Origin of the sequence: Streptomyces sp. NPDC056373 (assembly GCF_042262425.1) — a bacterium.
Taxonomy (GTDB): domain Bacteria; phylum Actinomycetota; class Actinomycetes; order Streptomycetales; family Streptomycetaceae; genus Streptomyces.
This window is the reverse complement of sequence record NZ_JBHJPX010000005.1, coordinates 458,518-473,073: the sequence shown is the minus strand read 5'-3', so window position 1 is coordinate 473,073 and position 14,556 is coordinate 458,518. Positions and strand designations below refer to the sequence as shown.

15 protein-coding genes and 1 riboswitch are annotated in these 14,556 nt (G+C 69.2%); of the genes, 12 read left to right on the top strand and 3 right to left on the bottom strand.

Going from position 1 to position 14,556, the window contains the following annotated elements:
- The 3 genes from ACFCXS_RS13595 to ACFCXS_RS13585 all read left to right on the top strand — a co-directional run.
- A partial coding sequence (locus ACFCXS_RS13595) for a cbb3-type cytochrome c oxidase subunit I (RefSeq protein WP_362242060.1) occupies positions 1–773 on the top strand: 773 nt, incomplete at its 5' end.
- Positions 770–1,168 (top strand): cytochrome c oxidase subunit 4, encoded by a 399-nt coding sequence (locus ACFCXS_RS13590; RefSeq protein ID WP_376643405.1) that lies wholly within the window; start codon positions 770–772, stop codon positions 1,166–1,168. The genes ACFCXS_RS13595 and ACFCXS_RS13590, both read left to right, overlap by 4 nt.
- 130 nt (positions 1,169–1,298) lie before the next feature.
- Positions 1,299–2,552, top strand: a complete 1,254-nt coding sequence (locus tag ACFCXS_RS13585) for an Ig-like domain-containing protein (protein WP_376643404.1) — start codon at positions 1,299–1,301, stop codon at positions 2,550–2,552.
- A 95-nt stretch (positions 2,553–2,647) separates the two neighbouring features.
- On the opposite strand, the gene ACFCXS_RS13580 is transcribed toward ACFCXS_RS13585, so the two are convergent.
- A complete protein-coding gene (locus ACFCXS_RS13580) occupies positions 2,648–3,049 on the bottom strand; it encodes a hypothetical protein (RefSeq protein ID WP_376643403.1) in 402 nt (133 codons plus the stop codon).
- 145 nt (positions 3,050–3,194) lie between these two features.
- On the opposite strand from ACFCXS_RS13580, the gene ACFCXS_RS13575 reads away from it, so the two are divergent.
- From ACFCXS_RS13575 to ACFCXS_RS13550, 6 genes are all read left to right on the top strand, one after another.
- Positions 3,195–3,815 (top strand): heme-copper oxidase subunit III, encoded by a 621-nt coding sequence (locus tag ACFCXS_RS13575; RefSeq protein WP_003989683.1) that lies wholly within the window; start codon positions 3,195–3,197, stop codon positions 3,813–3,815.
- Positions 3,816–3,896: 81 nt separating this feature from the next.
- Positions 3,897–4,709, top strand: coding sequence for a c-type cytochrome (locus ACFCXS_RS13570; protein ID WP_234750423.1), 813 nt, complete (start codon positions 3,897–3,899; stop codon positions 4,707–4,709).
- On the top strand, positions 4,706–5,779 hold the full coding sequence (locus ACFCXS_RS13565; protein ID WP_376643402.1) for a Rieske 2Fe-2S domain-containing protein: 1,074 nt from the start codon (positions 4,706–4,708) through the stop codon (positions 5,777–5,779). The genes ACFCXS_RS13570 and ACFCXS_RS13565 overlap by 4 nt, the downstream gene beginning before the upstream one ends.
- Entirely contained in the window at positions 5,776–7,398 is a 1,623-nt protein-coding gene (locus ACFCXS_RS13560) for a cytochrome bc complex cytochrome b subunit (protein WP_376643401.1), read from the top strand. Before ACFCXS_RS13565 ends, ACFCXS_RS13560 begins: the two co-directional genes overlap by 4 nt.
- Before the next feature lie 136 nt (positions 7,399–7,534).
- Entirely contained in the window at positions 7,535–8,599 is a 1,065-nt protein-coding gene (gene trpD, locus ACFCXS_RS13555) for an anthranilate phosphoribosyltransferase (RefSeq protein WP_376643400.1), read from the top strand.
- An 85-nt stretch (positions 8,600–8,684) separates the two neighbouring features.
- Positions 8,685–8,801, top strand: a riboswitch (SAM riboswitch).
- Positions 8,802–8,932: 131 nt separating this feature from the next.
- The gene (locus ACFCXS_RS13550; protein ID WP_376643399.1) at positions 8,933–10,300 is read left to right on the top strand and encodes an aminotransferase class V-fold PLP-dependent enzyme; all 1,368 of its coding nucleotides are present in this window, start codon (positions 8,933–8,935) and stop codon (positions 10,298–10,300) included.
- 32 nt (positions 10,301–10,332) lie between these two features.
- Here ACFCXS_RS13550 and ACFCXS_RS13545 read toward each other — a convergent pair whose 3' ends face one another.
- Together ACFCXS_RS13545 and ACFCXS_RS13540 are read right to left on the bottom strand one after the other, a co-directional pair.
- Positions 10,333–10,614: an Lrp/AsnC family transcriptional regulator gene (locus ACFCXS_RS13545; protein WP_107458443.1), complete on the bottom strand. Its 282-nt coding sequence runs from the start codon at positions 10,612–10,614 to the stop codon at positions 10,333–10,335.
- Positions 10,611–11,363, bottom strand: a complete 753-nt coding sequence (locus tag ACFCXS_RS13540; RefSeq protein WP_376643398.1) for a rhomboid family intramembrane serine protease — start codon at positions 11,361–11,363, stop codon at positions 10,611–10,613. The genes ACFCXS_RS13545 and ACFCXS_RS13540 overlap by 4 nt, the downstream gene beginning before the upstream one ends.
- A gap of 159 nt (positions 11,364–11,522) precedes the next feature.
- Between ACFCXS_RS13540 and ACFCXS_RS13535 the strand changes: the two genes are divergently transcribed.
- The 3 genes from ACFCXS_RS13535 (at position 11,523) to ACFCXS_RS13525 (ending at position 14,469) form a co-directional block, all read left to right on the top strand.
- Positions 11,523–11,762 (top strand): hypothetical protein, encoded by a 240-nt coding sequence (locus ACFCXS_RS13535; RefSeq protein ID WP_344457229.1) that lies wholly within the window; start codon positions 11,523–11,525, stop codon positions 11,760–11,762.
- A gap of 71 nt (positions 11,763–11,833) precedes the next feature.
- Positions 11,834–13,183 (top strand): NYN domain-containing protein, encoded by a 1,350-nt coding sequence (locus ACFCXS_RS13530; RefSeq protein ID WP_376643397.1) that lies wholly within the window; start codon positions 11,834–11,836, stop codon positions 13,181–13,183.
- Positions 13,184–13,428: 245 nt separating this feature from the next.
- Entirely contained in the window at positions 13,429–14,469 is a 1,041-nt protein-coding gene (locus ACFCXS_RS13525) for an NlpC/P60 family protein (RefSeq protein ID WP_362242088.1), read from the top strand.
- The last annotated feature ends 87 nt before the right edge of the window (positions 14,470–14,556 follow it).

The following is a 14,556-nucleotide window of genomic DNA, read 5'->3' as shown; positions in this document are numbered from 1 at the left end:
CCGGCGGTGTGCTGCTGCCGTTCTTCTCCTTCATGACGTTCCTCATCGCCGTACCCACCGGCGTGAAGTTCTTCAACTGGATCGGCACGATGTGGAAGGGCTCGTTGTCCTTCGAGACACCGATGCTCTGGGCGACCGGCTTCCTGATCACCTTCACCTTCGGTGGTCTGACCGGTGTCATCCTGGCCTCGCCGCCGATGGACTTCCACGTCTCCGACTCGTACTTCGTGGTGGCCCACTTCCACTACGTCGTCTTCGGCACCGTGGTGTTCGCGATGTTCTCCGGCTTCCACTTCTGGTGGCCGAAGTGGACCGGCAAGATGCTCGACGAGCGTCTCGGCAAGATCACCTTCTGGACGCTGTTCATCGGCTTCCACGGCACGTTCCTCGTCCAGCACTGGCTGGGCGCCGAGGGCATGCCGCGTCGTTACGCCGACTACCTGGCGGCCGACGGCTTCACCGCGCTCAACACGATCTCGACGATCAGTTCGTTCCTGCTCGGCATGTCGATCCTGCCGTTCTTCTACAACGTGTGGAAGACGGCCAAGTACGGCAAGCCGGTCGGCGTCGACGACCCGTGGGGCTACGGCCGCTCCCTGGAGTGGGCGACCTCCTGCCCGCCGCCGCGGCACAACTTCATCACCATGCCGCGGATCCGCAGTGAATCCCCGGCGTTCGACCTGCACCACCCGGAGATCGCTGCTCTCGACCAGCTCGAGAACGTGGGCCACGACGACAAGGCCCTCGCTGGCGGCAAGGAGGCCGGCAAGTGAAGATCCAGGGCAAGATGTTCATGTGGCTGAGCTTCTTCGTCCTCGTCATGGCGGTCGTCTATGGCGTGTGGTCGAAGGAGCCGGCCGGTACCACGGCCCTCTTCCTGACCTTCGGCCTGTGCATCATGATCGGCTTCTACCTCGGCTTCACGGCCAAGCGGGTCGACGTGGGTGCGCAGGACAACAAGGAGGCGGACGTCGCCGACGACGCCGGCGAGGTCGGGTTCTTCAGCCCGCACAGCTGGCAGCCGTTCTCCCTGGCCATCGGTGGCGCCCTGGCCTTCCTGTCGGTCGCCATCGGCTGGTGGCTGATGTACTTCTCGCTGCCGGTCATCCTGATCGGCATCTGGGGCTGGGTGTTCGAGTACTACCGCGGTGAGAACCGCACCCAGTAGCACGCGCCGAGCGCCGCAGGGCCCGGACACTCCGACAGGAGCGTCCGGGCCCCTGCTTTTGCCGCAATACATGTCACTCGTACGATTCACTCGGCGTGCCGCTGTTGACGCCGGTTCCTAGCGTGAGGTCATGAGCCACACAGTGATCTCCCGCCCCCGCACCGTCGCCGGCTGCACGCTGCTGTTGATAGCCCTCAGCGCGGGCGTCACGGCCTGCGGCTCCGACGGCAACCCGCTGGCCGCCCGCCCCTACGACGCGGCCGACCAGATCTCCTTCAACGCCCCCGACGGGGATCGCAAGAAGGCCGACCCGGACAAGCCCCTGGAAGTCGTCGAGGACTCCGACGGGCGCATCACGGACGTCACCGCCCACGACGCCTCAGGACGCTATGTGGCGGGCGAACTCGCCGCCGACGGCAGCCGCTGGCACAGCACCTCCCCGCTCGCCGCAAACGCCAGCTACACGGTCCGCGTGAGCACCGAGGACGAGGACGGGGCGCCCGGCCGCAAGGTCGTCACCTTCGACACCGGCAAGCCCACCACCAAGAAGCGCCTGGACGTCACCTTCGGCCCCAAGACGGGCACCTACGGCGTCGGCCAGCCCGTCACCGCCGAGCTGAGCCAGCCCGTCAAGGACAGGGCCCAGCGGGCCGTCGTGGAGCGGGCGCTCAAGGTCTCCTCCACGCCCGCCACGGACGGCGCCTGGCACTGGGTGGACGACAAGACGCTCCACTACCGCCCGAAGGACTACTGGCCCGCCCAGGCCACCGTCCAGGTCCGCAGCAACCTGCAGGGCATCAAGGTCGGCGACCGGATGTGGGGCGGCAAGGCCAAGCCGCTGACCTTCACCACCGCGGACAAGCTCATAGCCGTCACGGACGCCGCGGCCCACCAGATGACCGTCTACAAGAACGACGAGATCATCCGCCAGATACCGGTCACCACGGGCAAGCCCGGCTACGACACCCGCAACGGCGTCAAGGTCGTCCTCGCCAAGGAGGGCACCGTCCGCATGACCAGCGCCAGTATCGGCTCCTCGGACTTCTACGACCTGATCGTCCACCACTCCGTCCGCGTCACCAACAGCGGCGAGTACGTCCACGCCGCCCCCTGGTCCGTCGGCTCCCAGGGCTTCGCCAACGTCAGCCACGGCTGCACCGGCATGAGCACCGACAACGCCGCCTGGTTCTACGACACCGTCCGCGAGGGCGACATCGTCAAGGTCATCAACTCCGGCGGCGACACGATGGCGCCGTTCGGCAACGGCTACGGCGACTGGAACCTCGACTGGGCGAAGTGGCGCACCGGCAGCGCCCTCCTCGGCGGCACCCCGGACGGCCCGACGGAGGCGGACAGGGCCCGGCTGAGGCCCCAGAGCGTCTGATTTCCCTCAGGGGCATCGCCCTTCAGGGGCGCGGGGAACTGCGCGAACAGCCCCCACGCGCCCGCAGCCGCCACACGACCGGCCGACCCGACCCGCTAGGCGTTCAAAGCCGCCTTGTCCCGGAGCAGCGAAGCCAGAGCCGCGGCGAACTCCACCGGCTCCACCGGCAAAGTCACCGCGGCCTCGGCCCGGCTCCACGTCGCCAGCCACGCGTCCTGGGGCCGACCGATCAGCAGCAGCACCGGCGGACACTCGAACACCTCGTCCTTGATCTGCCGGCAGACCCCCATGCCCCCCATCGGCACGGCCTCACCGTCCAGCACGCAGACGTCGATCCCACCCCGGTCCAGCTCCGTGAGCACCGCTGCGGGAGTCGCGCACTCGATGAACTCCACCACGGGGACGTCCGGAGCCGGCCTCCGTCCCGTGGCGAGCCGCACCTGCTCGCGGGTGTTGGAGTCGTCGCTGTAGACCAGCACCGTGGCGGTCGGCTGCATTGTTCCTCCGTGACGTCAACGTCGTAAGGACAGGCCCGTTGGGCCGGATGCTACTCCCTTGAACACCACGTCAACACCGGTACGACCGGTGAAGACACTCCGAACGGCACCCCCCGGAGTGAGGGCGGGATAAGCGACCGACATAATGTCGGTCGTGGCGACAGCAACGACAGTAGAAACCGGGCACGCGCACCCGTCGGTCAACCGGCCGAACCTCACCAGCGTCGGAACCATCATCTGGCTGAGTTCCGAGCTGATGTTCTTCGCGGCCCTCTTCGCGATGTACTTCACCCTGCGATCGGTGACGGGTCCCGATCACTGGAAGGAGATGGCTGCCCATCTCAACTTCCCGTTCTCGGCGACGAACACCACCATCCTGGTGCTCTCCTCCCTCACCTGCCAGCTCGGCGTCTTCGCCGCCGAGCGCGGTGACGTGAAGAAGCTCCGGATGTGGTTCATCGTCACGTTCGTGATGGGTGCGATCTTCATCGGCGGTCAGGTCTTCGAGTACACGGAGCTGGTCAAGGACGCGGGCCTGTCCCTGTCCTCCGACCCGTACGGCTCGGTGTTCTACCTGACCACCGGCTTCCACGGCCTGCACGTGACGGGCGGTCTCATCGCCTTCCTGCTGGTCCTGGGCCGGACCTACGCGGCCAGTAGGTTCACCCACGAGCAGGCGACGGCCGCGATCGTCGTGTCCTACTACTGGCACTTCGTCGATGTCGTCTGGATCGGTCTCTTCGCCACGATCTACATGATCAAGTAGCAGGGCCCGCATCCGCGCGTGCTCGACGAAGCGCGCATCCCAGAAGCATCGACGCAGAAGATCCTGACACCGGGGTAATCCGTGAAAAAGCTCTCCGCACGACGACGCCACCCGTTGGCGGCGCTCGTCGTCCTACTCCTCGCGCTGGCATGCACCGGGGGGCTGTACGCCGTGTTCGCACCCGCGGACAAGGCGCAGGCCGACGAAACCGCCCAGTCCCTCACCATCGAGGAGGGCAAGAAGCTCTACTCGGTCGGCTGCGCCAGTTGCCACGGCACCGGCGGTCAGGGCACCTCCGACGGGCCGAGCCTGGTGGGTGTGGGCGCCGCGGCCGTCGACTTCCAGGTGGGCACCGGCCGGATGCCGGCCGCCACCTCCCAGGGCCCCCAGGTCCCGGCGAAGAAGAACATCTACTCGCAGGCCGAGATCGACCAGCTCGCGGCGTTCATCGCCTCGCTGGGTGCCGGTCCGTCCGTCCCGACGGAGGAGCAGTACGGCCCCGAGGGGGCCGACATCGCCAAGGGCGGTGAGCTGTTCCGCACCAACTGCGCGCAGTGCCACAACTTCACCGGCAAGGGCGGCGCGCTGACGCACGGCAAGTACGCGCCGACCCTCGAGGGCGTCTCCCCGAAGCACATCTACGAGGCCATGCAGACCGGCCCGCAGAACATGCCGTCCTTCCCCGACACCACGCTGTCGGAGAAGAACAAGAAGGACATCATCGCGTACCTCGACGCGGTCAACAGCGAAAAGACCGAGAGCCCCGGCGGCCTCGAACTGGGTGGCCTCGGGCCGGTCAGCGAGGGCCTGTTCGGCTGGATCTTCGGTCTCGGCGGTCTGATCGCCGTCGCCGTGTGGGTCGCCGCCCGGACCGCAAAGGCCAAGAAGTCATGAGTAGCCAAGACATTCCAGAAGAGAACCTGCCTGCCGCGCAGTCCGCAGGCCATGACGAGCACGGGCACGGCGCGGTGAGCGTCGCGGACGACAAGAACCCGTTCGCCGACCCGGGCCTGCCGCCTCACGAGCACCGGATCCAGGACATCGACGAGCGGGCCGCCAAGCGGTCCGAGCGTTCGGTCGCCCTGCTGTTCACGGTGTCGATGCTGGCCACCGTCGCCTTCATCGCCTCCTTCGTGGCGATCCCGGTCGACAAGGCGGTCTTCATCTTCCCGCTGGGGCACATCAGCGCGCTGAACTTCGCGCTGGGCCTGTCGCTCGGTATCGCGTTGTTCTGCATCGGCGCCGGCGCCGTCCACTGGGCGCGCACCCTGATGTCCGACGTGGAGGTCGCCGACGAGCGGCACGCGATCGAGGCGTCGCCCGAGGTCCGCGAGAAGGTCTTCGCCGACTTCAATCAGGGCGCCAAGGAGTCCGCGCTCGGCCGTCGCAAGCTGATCCGCAACACGATGCTCGGCGCGCTCACGCTGGTGCCGCTCTCCGGCGTCGTGCTGCTGCGCGACCTCGGTCCGCTGCCCGGCACCAAGCTCCGCCACACGCTGTGGTCCAAGGGCAAGCTGCTCGTCAACATGAACACCAACGAGCCGCTGCGCCCGTCCGACGTCGCGGTCGGGTCGCTGACCTTCGCCAAGCCCGAGGGCCTGGAGGAGCACGACCACGACTTCCAGAACGAGATCGCCAAGGCCGCCCTGATGATCATCCGGATCCAGCCGGAGGACATCAAGGACAAGCGCGAGCTCGAGTGGTCGCACCAGGGCATCGTCGCGTACTCGAAGATCTGCACCCACGTCGGTTGCCCGATCTCCCTGTACGAGCAGCAGACGCACCACGTGCTCTGCCCGTGCCACCAGTCCACCTTCGACCTCTCCGACGGTGCCCGAGTGATCTTCGGTCCCGCCGGTCACGCCCTGCCGCAGCTCCGCATCGGCGTGAACGACGAGGGCTATCTTGAGGCGCTCGGCGACTTCGACGAGCCCGTCGGCCCTGCTTTCTGGGAGCGCGGATGAGCACTGCACAGACACGCCGCAAGGCGCCCGCGGGCGAGCGGGTCGCCGACTGGGCCGACGGCCGCCTCGGGATCTACTCCCTGGCCAAGGCCAACATGCGCAAGATCTTCCCGGACCACTGGTCCTTCATGCTCGGTGAGATCTGCCTCTACAGCTTCATCATCATCATCCTCACGGGTGTGTACCTGACGCTGTTCTTCCACCCGTCGATGAACGAGGTGGAGTACCACGGCAGTTACGTCCCGCTCCAGGGGCAGCTGATGTCGGAGGCGTTCGCCTCCACGCTGGACATCAGCTTCGACGTCCGCGGCGGTCTGCTCATCCGGCAGATCCACCACTGGGCGGCGATCATCTTCCTCGCCGGCATGTTCGTGCACATGATGCGCGTCTTCTTCACCGGCGCGTTCCGCAAGCCGCGTGAGATCAACTGGATGTTCGGCTTCCTGCTGTTCGTCCTGGGCATGTTCACCGGCTTCACCGGCTACTCGCTCCCGGACGACCTGCTCTCCGGCACCGGTGTCCGCTTCACGCAGGGCGCGATCCTGTCCGTGCCGATCGTGGGCACGTACATCTCGATGTTCCTGTTCGGCGGGGAGTTCCCGGGCACCGACTTCGTCGCCCGGTTCTACTCGATCCACATCCTGCTGCTGCCGGGCATCATGCTCGGGCTCGTGGTCGGCCACCTGATCCTGGTCTTCTACCACAAGCACACCCAGTTCGCGGGTCCCGGCCGGACCAACAAGAACGTCGTCGGCATGCCGCTGCTGCCGGTCTACATGGCCAAGGCCGGAGGCTTCTTCTTCCTGGTCTTCGGCGCCGTCGCGGCCCTCGCCGGCATCGCGACGATCAACCCGATCTGGGTCCTGGGCCCCTACCGGCCCGACCAGGTGTCGACCGGTGCCCAGCCCGACTGGTACATGGGCTTCGCCGAGGGTCTGATCCGCGCGATGCCCGGCTGGGAGATCAACCTCTGGGGTCACACGCTCGTGCTGGGCGTGTTCATCCCGCTGGTGCTGTTCGGTGTCTTCCTCGGGATCATCGCCCTCTACCCGTTCATCGAGTCGTGGGTCACCGGGGACAAGCGCGAGCACCACATCCTGGACCGGCCGCGCAACGCCCCGACGCGCACCGGTGTGGGTGTCGCGTGGGTCACCGGCTACATCATCATGCTGATCGGTGGTGGCAACGACATCGTCGCCACGCACTTCCACCTGTCGATCAACTCGGTGACCTGGTTCGTCCGCGTCGGGTTCTTCCTCGGCCCGGTCATCGCCTTCGTCGTCACCAAGCGCATCTGCCTCGGCCTGCAGCGCCGGGACAAGGAGAAGGTGCTGCACGGCCGCGAGTCGGGCATCATCAAGCGCCTGCCGCACGGTGAGTTCATCGAGGTGCACGAGCCGCTCAGCCAGGAGCAGATGTACACGCTCACGGCGCACGAGCAGTACCAGCCGGCCGAGATCGGCCCGACGGTCGACGAGAACGGTGTCGAGCGCAAGGTGAAGGGTTCCGAGAAGCTGCGCGCCAAGCTCAGCGACGCCTACTTCGGCGAGGGTTCCCAGATTCCCAAGCCCACCGCCGAGGAGTACCGGGAGATCACGAGCGGCCACGGCCACCACTGATCACTGCTTCGCCACGCCACACAAGGGCCCCGTCCGACGCTCGGACGGGGCCCTTCGCGGTGCCCCGGGCTGGATAGGGTGGACCCCGTTGAGACTCTCGTCCCGTAGAGCGGGACGCCTGACCCTGGAGCGGCTTATGAGCGCTGTGACCCCCGCTGGAGGCGACACCGCGGCGGGCCGCTCCTGGCCCCTGCTGCTGAACGGCCTGCTGGACGGCAGGCACCTGAGCGCGGACGACACCGCCTGGGCGATGGACCGGATCATGCGCGGCGAGGCGACCGAGGCGCAGATCGCCGGGTTCGTCGTGGCTCTGCGCGCCAAGGGCGAGACCGTCGAGGAGATCAACGGCCTCGTCCGCACGATGTACGAGCACGCCAACGTGATCGAGGTGCCCGGGGCGACGGTCGACATCGTCGGCACCGGCGGTGACGGCGCCAAGACGGTCAACATCTCCACGATGTCCTCCATCGTCGTCGCCGGCACCGGCGCGAAGGTCGTCAAGCACGGCAACCGCGCCGCGTCCTCGGCGTCCGGGGCCTCCGACGTGCTGGAGAAGCTCGGCGTCAATCTGGAGCTGCCGCTGCACCGGGTGACGGAGGTCGCCGAGGAGGCCGGGATCACCTTCTGCTTCGCGGTGAAGTTCCACCCGGCGCTGCGCCACGCGGGCGCCGCCCGCGGCCAGTTGGGCATCCGCACGGTGTTCAACGCCCTCGGCCCGCTCACCAACCCGGCCCGGGTCCGCGCCCAGGCCGTCGGCGTGGCGGACCCCCGTATGGCGCCGATCGTCGCGGGCGTCTTCGCCGAGCGCGGTAACTCCTCCCTGGTCTTCCGGGGCGACGACGGCCTCGACGAGCTGACCACCACGGCCACCTCCCGGGTGTGGACCGTCCGGAACGGCACGGTCACCGAGGAGGCCTTCGACCCGCGTGACGTGGGCCTCTCACTGGTCCCCGTGGAGGCGCTGCGCGGCGCGGACGCCTCCTACAACGCCGAGGTCGCCCGGCGGCTGCTGGACGGCGAGACGGGCCCGGTCCGCGAGGCGGTCCTGCTGAACTCGGCGGCGGCGCTGGTGGCCCTGGAGCCCACCACCGCGCCCCTGGCCGAGCAGATCGCCGCCGGGATGGCCAAGGCGGCCGAGTCGATCGACTCCGGGGCGGCGAAGCGCACGCTGGAGCGCTGGGTGGCCGCGAGCAACGCGTAGCGGACCCCGTAGGCGAAGGGACCGGCGTCCCGCGATCCGGACTCGGGTTGCGGGGCGCCGATCTTTTCGCGTACGTTCCTGAACAGGTCATGAGTGACAGTCATGAGGCCCCGGCCGACTGTCCGGCAACCCTCCGTCCGTGGCGGGGTGCCCCGGGTGAAGACCGGGCCGCAGGCAGCGAGGTCTGTGGCAAGCGCGTGACGAGGAGTCTTCCGTGAACCAGCGAATGCGATAGGGCCGCAGAGCCCCGCCTCCGCATCCCCTTTCCTTCACCCCCGCTTGAGCCGGACGCGCTCGCGGGCGGATTCCACCTGCCTTCACGGGAGTTCCGTCATGTCTGTCTCCACCCTTGCCGCCGCCCAGTCTGTTTGTGCCCCGCTGCCCGTTCTGGGGCGAGACGTCACCGTTCCGCTCGTGACCGGTGGTGAAGTCACCTACGCCGCGCTCGACTACGCCGCCAGCGCCCCGGCGCTCCAGCGGGTCTGGGACGACGTCGCCGCCTACGCGCCGTACTACGGCAGCGTGCACCGCGGTGCCGGGTACCTGTCCCAGCTCTCCACCGACCTGTTCGAGAACGCCCGCCGGACCGTCGCGGAGTTCCTCGACTGCCGCGAGGACGACCAGGTCGTGTTCACCCGGTCCACCACCGACTCCCTCAACCTCCTCGCCGCCGCCCTCCCCGCCGACTGCCAGGTCTTCGTCTTCGAGACCGAGCACCACGCCTCCCTGCTGCCCTGGCAGGACACCCGGGTCACCTACCTCGACGCCCCGCGCACCCCCCGGCAGGCCGTCGAGACCCTGGAGCGCGCCCTCGCCGACCGGGACCCCCACGGCCCGGCCCTCGTCTGCGTCACCGGCGCCTCCAACGTCACCGGCGAGCTGTGGCCCGTGCGGGAGCTCGCGGCCGCCGCGCACGCCCACGGTGCGCGGATCGTGCTGGACGCCGCCCAGCTGGCCCCCCACCACCCCGTGTCCGTCGCGGACCTCGACGTCGACTGGGTCGCCCTCTCCGGGCACAAGCTGTACGCGCCCTTCGGCTCGGGCGTCCTGGCCGGCCGGGCCGACTGGCTGCGCGCGGCCCGGCCGTACCTCGCGGGCGGCGGCGCCAGCCGCAACGTCAGCCGGCGCGAGGACGGGGGAGTGGACGTGGAGTGGCACGACAGCGCCGCCCGCCACGAGGCCGGCTCGCCCAACGTCATCGGCGCCTACGCCCTCGCCTCGGCCTGCAGGGCACTGGGCGAGGCGGGCTTCGACACCCTCGTCGCCCGGGAGCAGCACCTGGTCCGCACGGTGCGCGACGGTCTCGCCGACGTCCCCCAGGTGCGGTTCCTGTCCCTCTTCGGGGACGACGCGCCGCGCGTGGGCGTGCTCTCCTTCGTCGTCGAGGGCTGGAACAGCTCCCACTTCGCCGCCGCCCTGTCCGCCGAGTACGGCATCGGCGTACGGGACGGGCTGTTCTGCGCCCACCCGCTGCTGCGCACGCTGCTCGGCAGTGACCCGCAGGCGCAGGGCGAGTGCGGGTCGCCCGAGGCCGCGCCCGGGGAGAAGTCGCTCAACGCCATCAGGGTCAGCTTCGGCGCCGGCACGCCGGACGAGCACGTGGAGCGGTTCGTGCGGGCGGTCAGGGAGCTCGTGACGGACGGCGCCAAGTGGAGCTACCGCACGCAGGACGGCCGCTGCGTGCCGGACACCTCCGCCTGAGCGGGTCGCCCGAGGGACCGACGGGGGGCGGACTAGTTGTCGAGCCCGATCGAGAACGCCGCCTCCAGGTCGTGCTGGGAGTACGTGCGGAAGGCCACGTGCGTGTCGGTTCCCTCCACCCCGGGGATCTTGCTGATCCGGCCCGGGATGACCTCCGCCAGGTCCTCGTGCTCCCTGACCCGGACCATCGCGATCAGGTCGTAGGTGCCGGTGACGGAGAAGACCTCGCTGACGCTGTCCAGCGCCGCGATCGACTCGGCGATCTCGGGGATCCGGTCCACGCTGGTCTTGATGAGGACGATCGCGGTGATCACGGCTGGTTCTCTCCCTCGGGGGCCGGAGCAGGGGCGGCCTTCACTCTAGTGGGGCCGGTGGGACGGCCGTAGCGGACCGACGCGTAGCCGAAGCCCAGACCGAATCCGATCAGGTGGGCGAGGTAGGCCACCCCCGGCCCGTCCGGGGCCCGCCCCGCCGCCAGCCACTGCAGCGCCGCCCAGAACGGCAGCACGACCCAGGCCGGGAAGCGCACCGGCAGGAAGAACAGGAACGGCAGGAGACTGGTCACCCGGGCCCGGGGGAACAGGTACAGGAATGCACCGAGGACCGCCGAGATCGCCCCCGAGGCGCCGACCAGGGACTGCTCGGAGTCCGCGTTGGCGACGGCGTAGCCCAGCAGGGCCAGGTAGCCGCAGCCGACGTAGAACAGGATGAACTGCACCCGGCCCATCCACTCCTCGGTCATCGCCCCGAAGACGTAGAGGAAGAGCATGTTGCCGAGCAGGTGGACCCAGCTGCCGTGGACGAAGAGCGCCGTCAGGGGGGTGAGGGCCGACCCCGCGGACCCTTCGAACAGTTCTGCGGGGATCACCCCCCAGCGCCGGAAGTAGGCCCGCTGCACGGCGAGCACCTCGTCGCCGGTGCCGTAGGCGGGATTGAGTCCTGAGGCGGGCCCGGCCAGGAAGACCGTGCAGCACAGGGCGATCAGTGCGTACGTGACCGGCGCCGAGGACCCCCGGACCGATCGGCCGGCCCGGATGATCCACGCGCTCCACTTGCTGATCATGAACACAGAGCATGACGTAACCGGACGCAACCGCACAGACCGCCTCGCCGCCGTGGACGCGCGGGCGGCGAGGACCTGCCAGGCCGTAGGGTTACGAGCCATACGCACCGGGGATGCCGGTCGCGTCACGGACACTAGAAGGAAAGAGAACAGGTCACGATGACGGTTCCCCTGCCGACCGCCGAGACGCGGTGGCGCTGCACCCTCTGCGGCAACCTCACGAGGTTCGACGTGACCCGCTCGTCGAAGGTCGTCGAGTACGTCCACCTCGACCTGGCCGGAGAGCCGAAGGTCGAGGAGCGCGAGGTCCTCAGTGAGACCATCGAGTCGGTGCGCTGCCGCTGGTGTAACGCGGTGGACCAGGTGGAACTCGTGGACAGGCCGGGCTCCGGCTCCTGACGACGGGGGTCCCCCCGCTCGAGCGAACTCGAGAACGGGGGAGGGCCCCGCACAGCATTGGGGTGTGACGGATGGTGGAGACCACAGGCGGGGGGCCGGGCGACGGCGCCGCCGAGGTGCTCGACCGTCCGCTGCCCGACGGCGTGCGCCGCAGAGTGGTGCAGATCGTCTCCGACGGCTTCGGCTCACTGACGGTCGGTGAGCTGCCCGCGCAGCTCAGGCAGTACGCCCGGTTCGCGCCGAACCGCCGGGCGAAGTTCGCCGGCAACGCGATGGCGGCCGCGCTGGAGACGGACCCGCTGTTCCGGCAGCGCATCGGGGAGAAGCTCAGAGAAGCCCAGCCGGAACTGACCGGCGCCCTCGACTCAGGCTCCCCGCCCCCGGCCGCGGACCCGCTCGACGTGGCGGCCGCGGCCTACGTACTGCGGCCACCCGGCTGGGTGAAGCTGGTGGCCGCCGCCGGCGAGGAGGCCCTGCGGGCCGACGCCGAGCGCGCCGACGAGGAGAGCCGGGCCGAACTGGAGCGGCTGCGCGCCGAGCTCGACCGGGCCCGTGACCACACCCGGGCCGAGACCGAGCGGCTGCGCACGGAGCTGGAATCGGCCAAGAGGGAAACCGAGGCGCTGCACCGCAAGCTGCGCGCCGCCCTCAGCGACGTCAAGCGCGGCGAGGCCGCCCTGCGCAAGGCGCACGGCGAGATCGACGCCGCGCGTGCCGAGGGGCACGCCCAGGTGTCCGCCGCCGAGAGCGAGACCCGGCGGGTCAAGTCCCGGCTGAGCGAGACCGAGGCCGCCCTGGAGGCCGCGCGCCGGGCCGCCCGCGAGGGTCGCAGCGTCGAGGACATGCGGGTCCGGCTGCTGCTGGACACCCTCCTGGACGCCACTCAGGGGCTCCGCCGTGAACTGGCCCTGCCGCCGGTGTCGGTGCGGCCCGCCGAGACCGTGGACGCCGTCGAGCCGGGCCGGATGAGCCCGAAGGACATCGCCGCCCGCGCCCTGTCCGAGAACGACCCGCAGGTCCTCGACCAGCTGCTGGCGCTGCCGCAGGCCCATCTGGTCGTCGACGGCTACAACGTCACCAAGACCGGCTATCCGCAGATGCCGCTGGAGAAGCAGCGCCTGAGGCTGCTCGGGCAGCTCTCCCAACTGGCCGCGCAGAGCGGCGCCGAGGTGACCTGCGTCTTCGACGGCGCCGAGCTCGCAGCTCCGGTGCTGCTGGCCCCGCCGCGCGGCGTACGCGTGCTGTTCTCGAAGCCGGGCGTCACCGCCGACGAGCTGATCCGCCAGCTGGTGCGCGCCGAACCGCCGGGGCGTCCGGTCATCGTGGCGTCCACCGACCGCGAGGTCGCCGACGGCGTGGCCCGGGCCGGTGCCCGCCCGGTGGCCTCGGCCATGCTGCTCAAGCGCCTTTCGCGCGCCTAGGGGGCGTACGCCCGCTGTGTGACGTCCGGGCGTGATGCCCGAATTGGTGACGGCGATGAGCCACGGTGAGTCAAATGGGTCTCACCGCCTGTGAGTCCAGGGGAAAAGATGGCCTACCGTGACGCAATTTTTCATCTGAGGATTTGAACTGATCACAGGAAGGTCACTAGGGTCGGGCCGAACCTCCGCTCGGGTGATCACTCATCGGGAGAGACGGCGGAGGGGCCAGAAGGAGCTTTTCACCCGTGGCGTCCCACCGTCGTCCGAAGCAGCCGAGCCGCGCACGTGTGACCGTGCTGACCACAGCCGCCGCCGCTGCCGTCGCCTTCAGCGCACAGGCCGCCAACGCGGCCCCCAGTGAGAAGCCGAGCAAGGACGAGGTCAAGGCCAAGGTCGACAAGCTCTACGAGGAGGCCGAGCAGGCCACCGAGAAGTACAACGGGGCCAAGGAGAAGCAGGAGAAGCTCCAGAAGGAGATCTCCACCATCCAGGACAACGTGGCCCGCGGCCAGGAGGAGCTGAACGAGCTCCGCGACAGTCTGGGTCTCGCCGCCGCCTCGCAGTACCGCACCGGCTCCATCGACCCCTCCGTTCAGCTGTTCCTCTCCGCCGACCCCGAGGACTACCTCGACAAGGCCTCCACGCTCGACCAGTTGAGCAGCCAGCAGGTCGAGGCGCTGAAGAAGGTCCAGGAGAAGCAGCGCGAACTCGCCCAGGAGCGCGCCGAGGCCTCCGAGAAGCTCAAGGACCTCGCCTCCACCCGGACCGAACTCGGCAACAAGAAGAAGGAAGTCCAGGGCAAGCTCGCCTCCGCGCAGAAGCTGCTCAACAGCCTCACCGCCGCCGAGAAGGCCGCACTCGCCGCCGAGCAGAGCCGTGCCAGCCGGGCCAGCGAGCGCGACGCCCTCGACGTCGACGTCCCGCCCGGCTCGGGCCGCGCCGCCGCCGCGTTCGCCTTCGCCCAGAGCCAGCTCGGCAAGCCCTACGTCTACGGCGCCACCGGCATGAGCTCCTTCGACTGCTCCGGCCTCACCTCCCGGGCCTACGCATCCGCCGGCATCCAGATCCCGCGCACCTCCGAGGCCCAGGCGCAGATCGGCACCAAGATCTACTCGACCAGCCAGCTCAAGGTCGGCGACCTGGTGTTCTTCTTCAACGACCTGCACCACGTCGGCCTCTACGCCGGCAACGGGCAGATCATCCACGCCCCGCGCACCGGCACGGTCGTCCGCTACGAGTCGATGAGCACCATCGGCGGCCCGTTCATGTTCGGCGTCCGGGTCTGACCCCGGCCCTCGAAGCTCGCGAGTTCGTCCCGAGGCCGGCGGGGGAGCCCCTCGGCGCCTTCAAGATCAGGACACCCTGTCCGCCGT

What these genes read in the sequence shown, in the direction of transcription:
- ACFCXS_RS13580 (WP_376643403.1), bottom strand. Translation starts at nt 3,049, where the DNA reads ATGCAGCCGACCGCCACGGTGCTGGTCTACAGCGACGACTCCAACACC.
- trpD (WP_376643400.1), top strand. Translation starts at nt 7,535, where the DNA reads ATGAGCGCTGTGACCCCCGCTGGAGGCGACACCGCGGCGGGCCGCTCC.
- ACFCXS_RS13535 (WP_344457229.1), top strand. Translation starts at nt 11,523, where the DNA reads ATGACGGTTCCCCTGCCGACCGCCGAGACGCGGTGGCGCTGCACCCTC.
- ACFCXS_RS13540 (WP_376643398.1), bottom strand. Translation starts at nt 11,363, where the DNA reads ATGATCAGCAAGTGGAGCGCGTGGATCATCCGGGCCGGCCGATCGGTC.
- ACFCXS_RS13585 (WP_376643404.1), top strand. Translation starts at nt 1,299, where the DNA reads ATGAGCCACACAGTGATCTCCCGCCCCCGCACCGTCGCCGGCTGCACG.
- ACFCXS_RS13565 (WP_376643402.1), top strand. Translation starts at nt 4,706, where the DNA reads ATGAGTAGCCAAGACATTCCAGAAGAGAACCTGCCTGCCGCGCAGTCC.
- ACFCXS_RS13575 (WP_003989683.1), top strand. Translation starts at nt 3,195, where the DNA reads ATGTCGGTCGTGGCGACAGCAACGACAGTAGAAACCGGGCACGCGCAC.
- ACFCXS_RS13550 (WP_376643399.1), top strand. Translation starts at nt 8,933, where the DNA reads ATGTCTGTCTCCACCCTTGCCGCCGCCCAGTCTGTTTGTGCCCCGCTG.
- ACFCXS_RS13530 (WP_376643397.1), top strand. Translation starts at nt 11,834, where the DNA reads ATGGTGGAGACCACAGGCGGGGGGCCGGGCGACGGCGCCGCCGAGGTG.
- ACFCXS_RS13560 (WP_376643401.1), top strand. Translation starts at nt 5,776, where the DNA reads ATGAGCACTGCACAGACACGCCGCAAGGCGCCCGCGGGCGAGCGGGTC.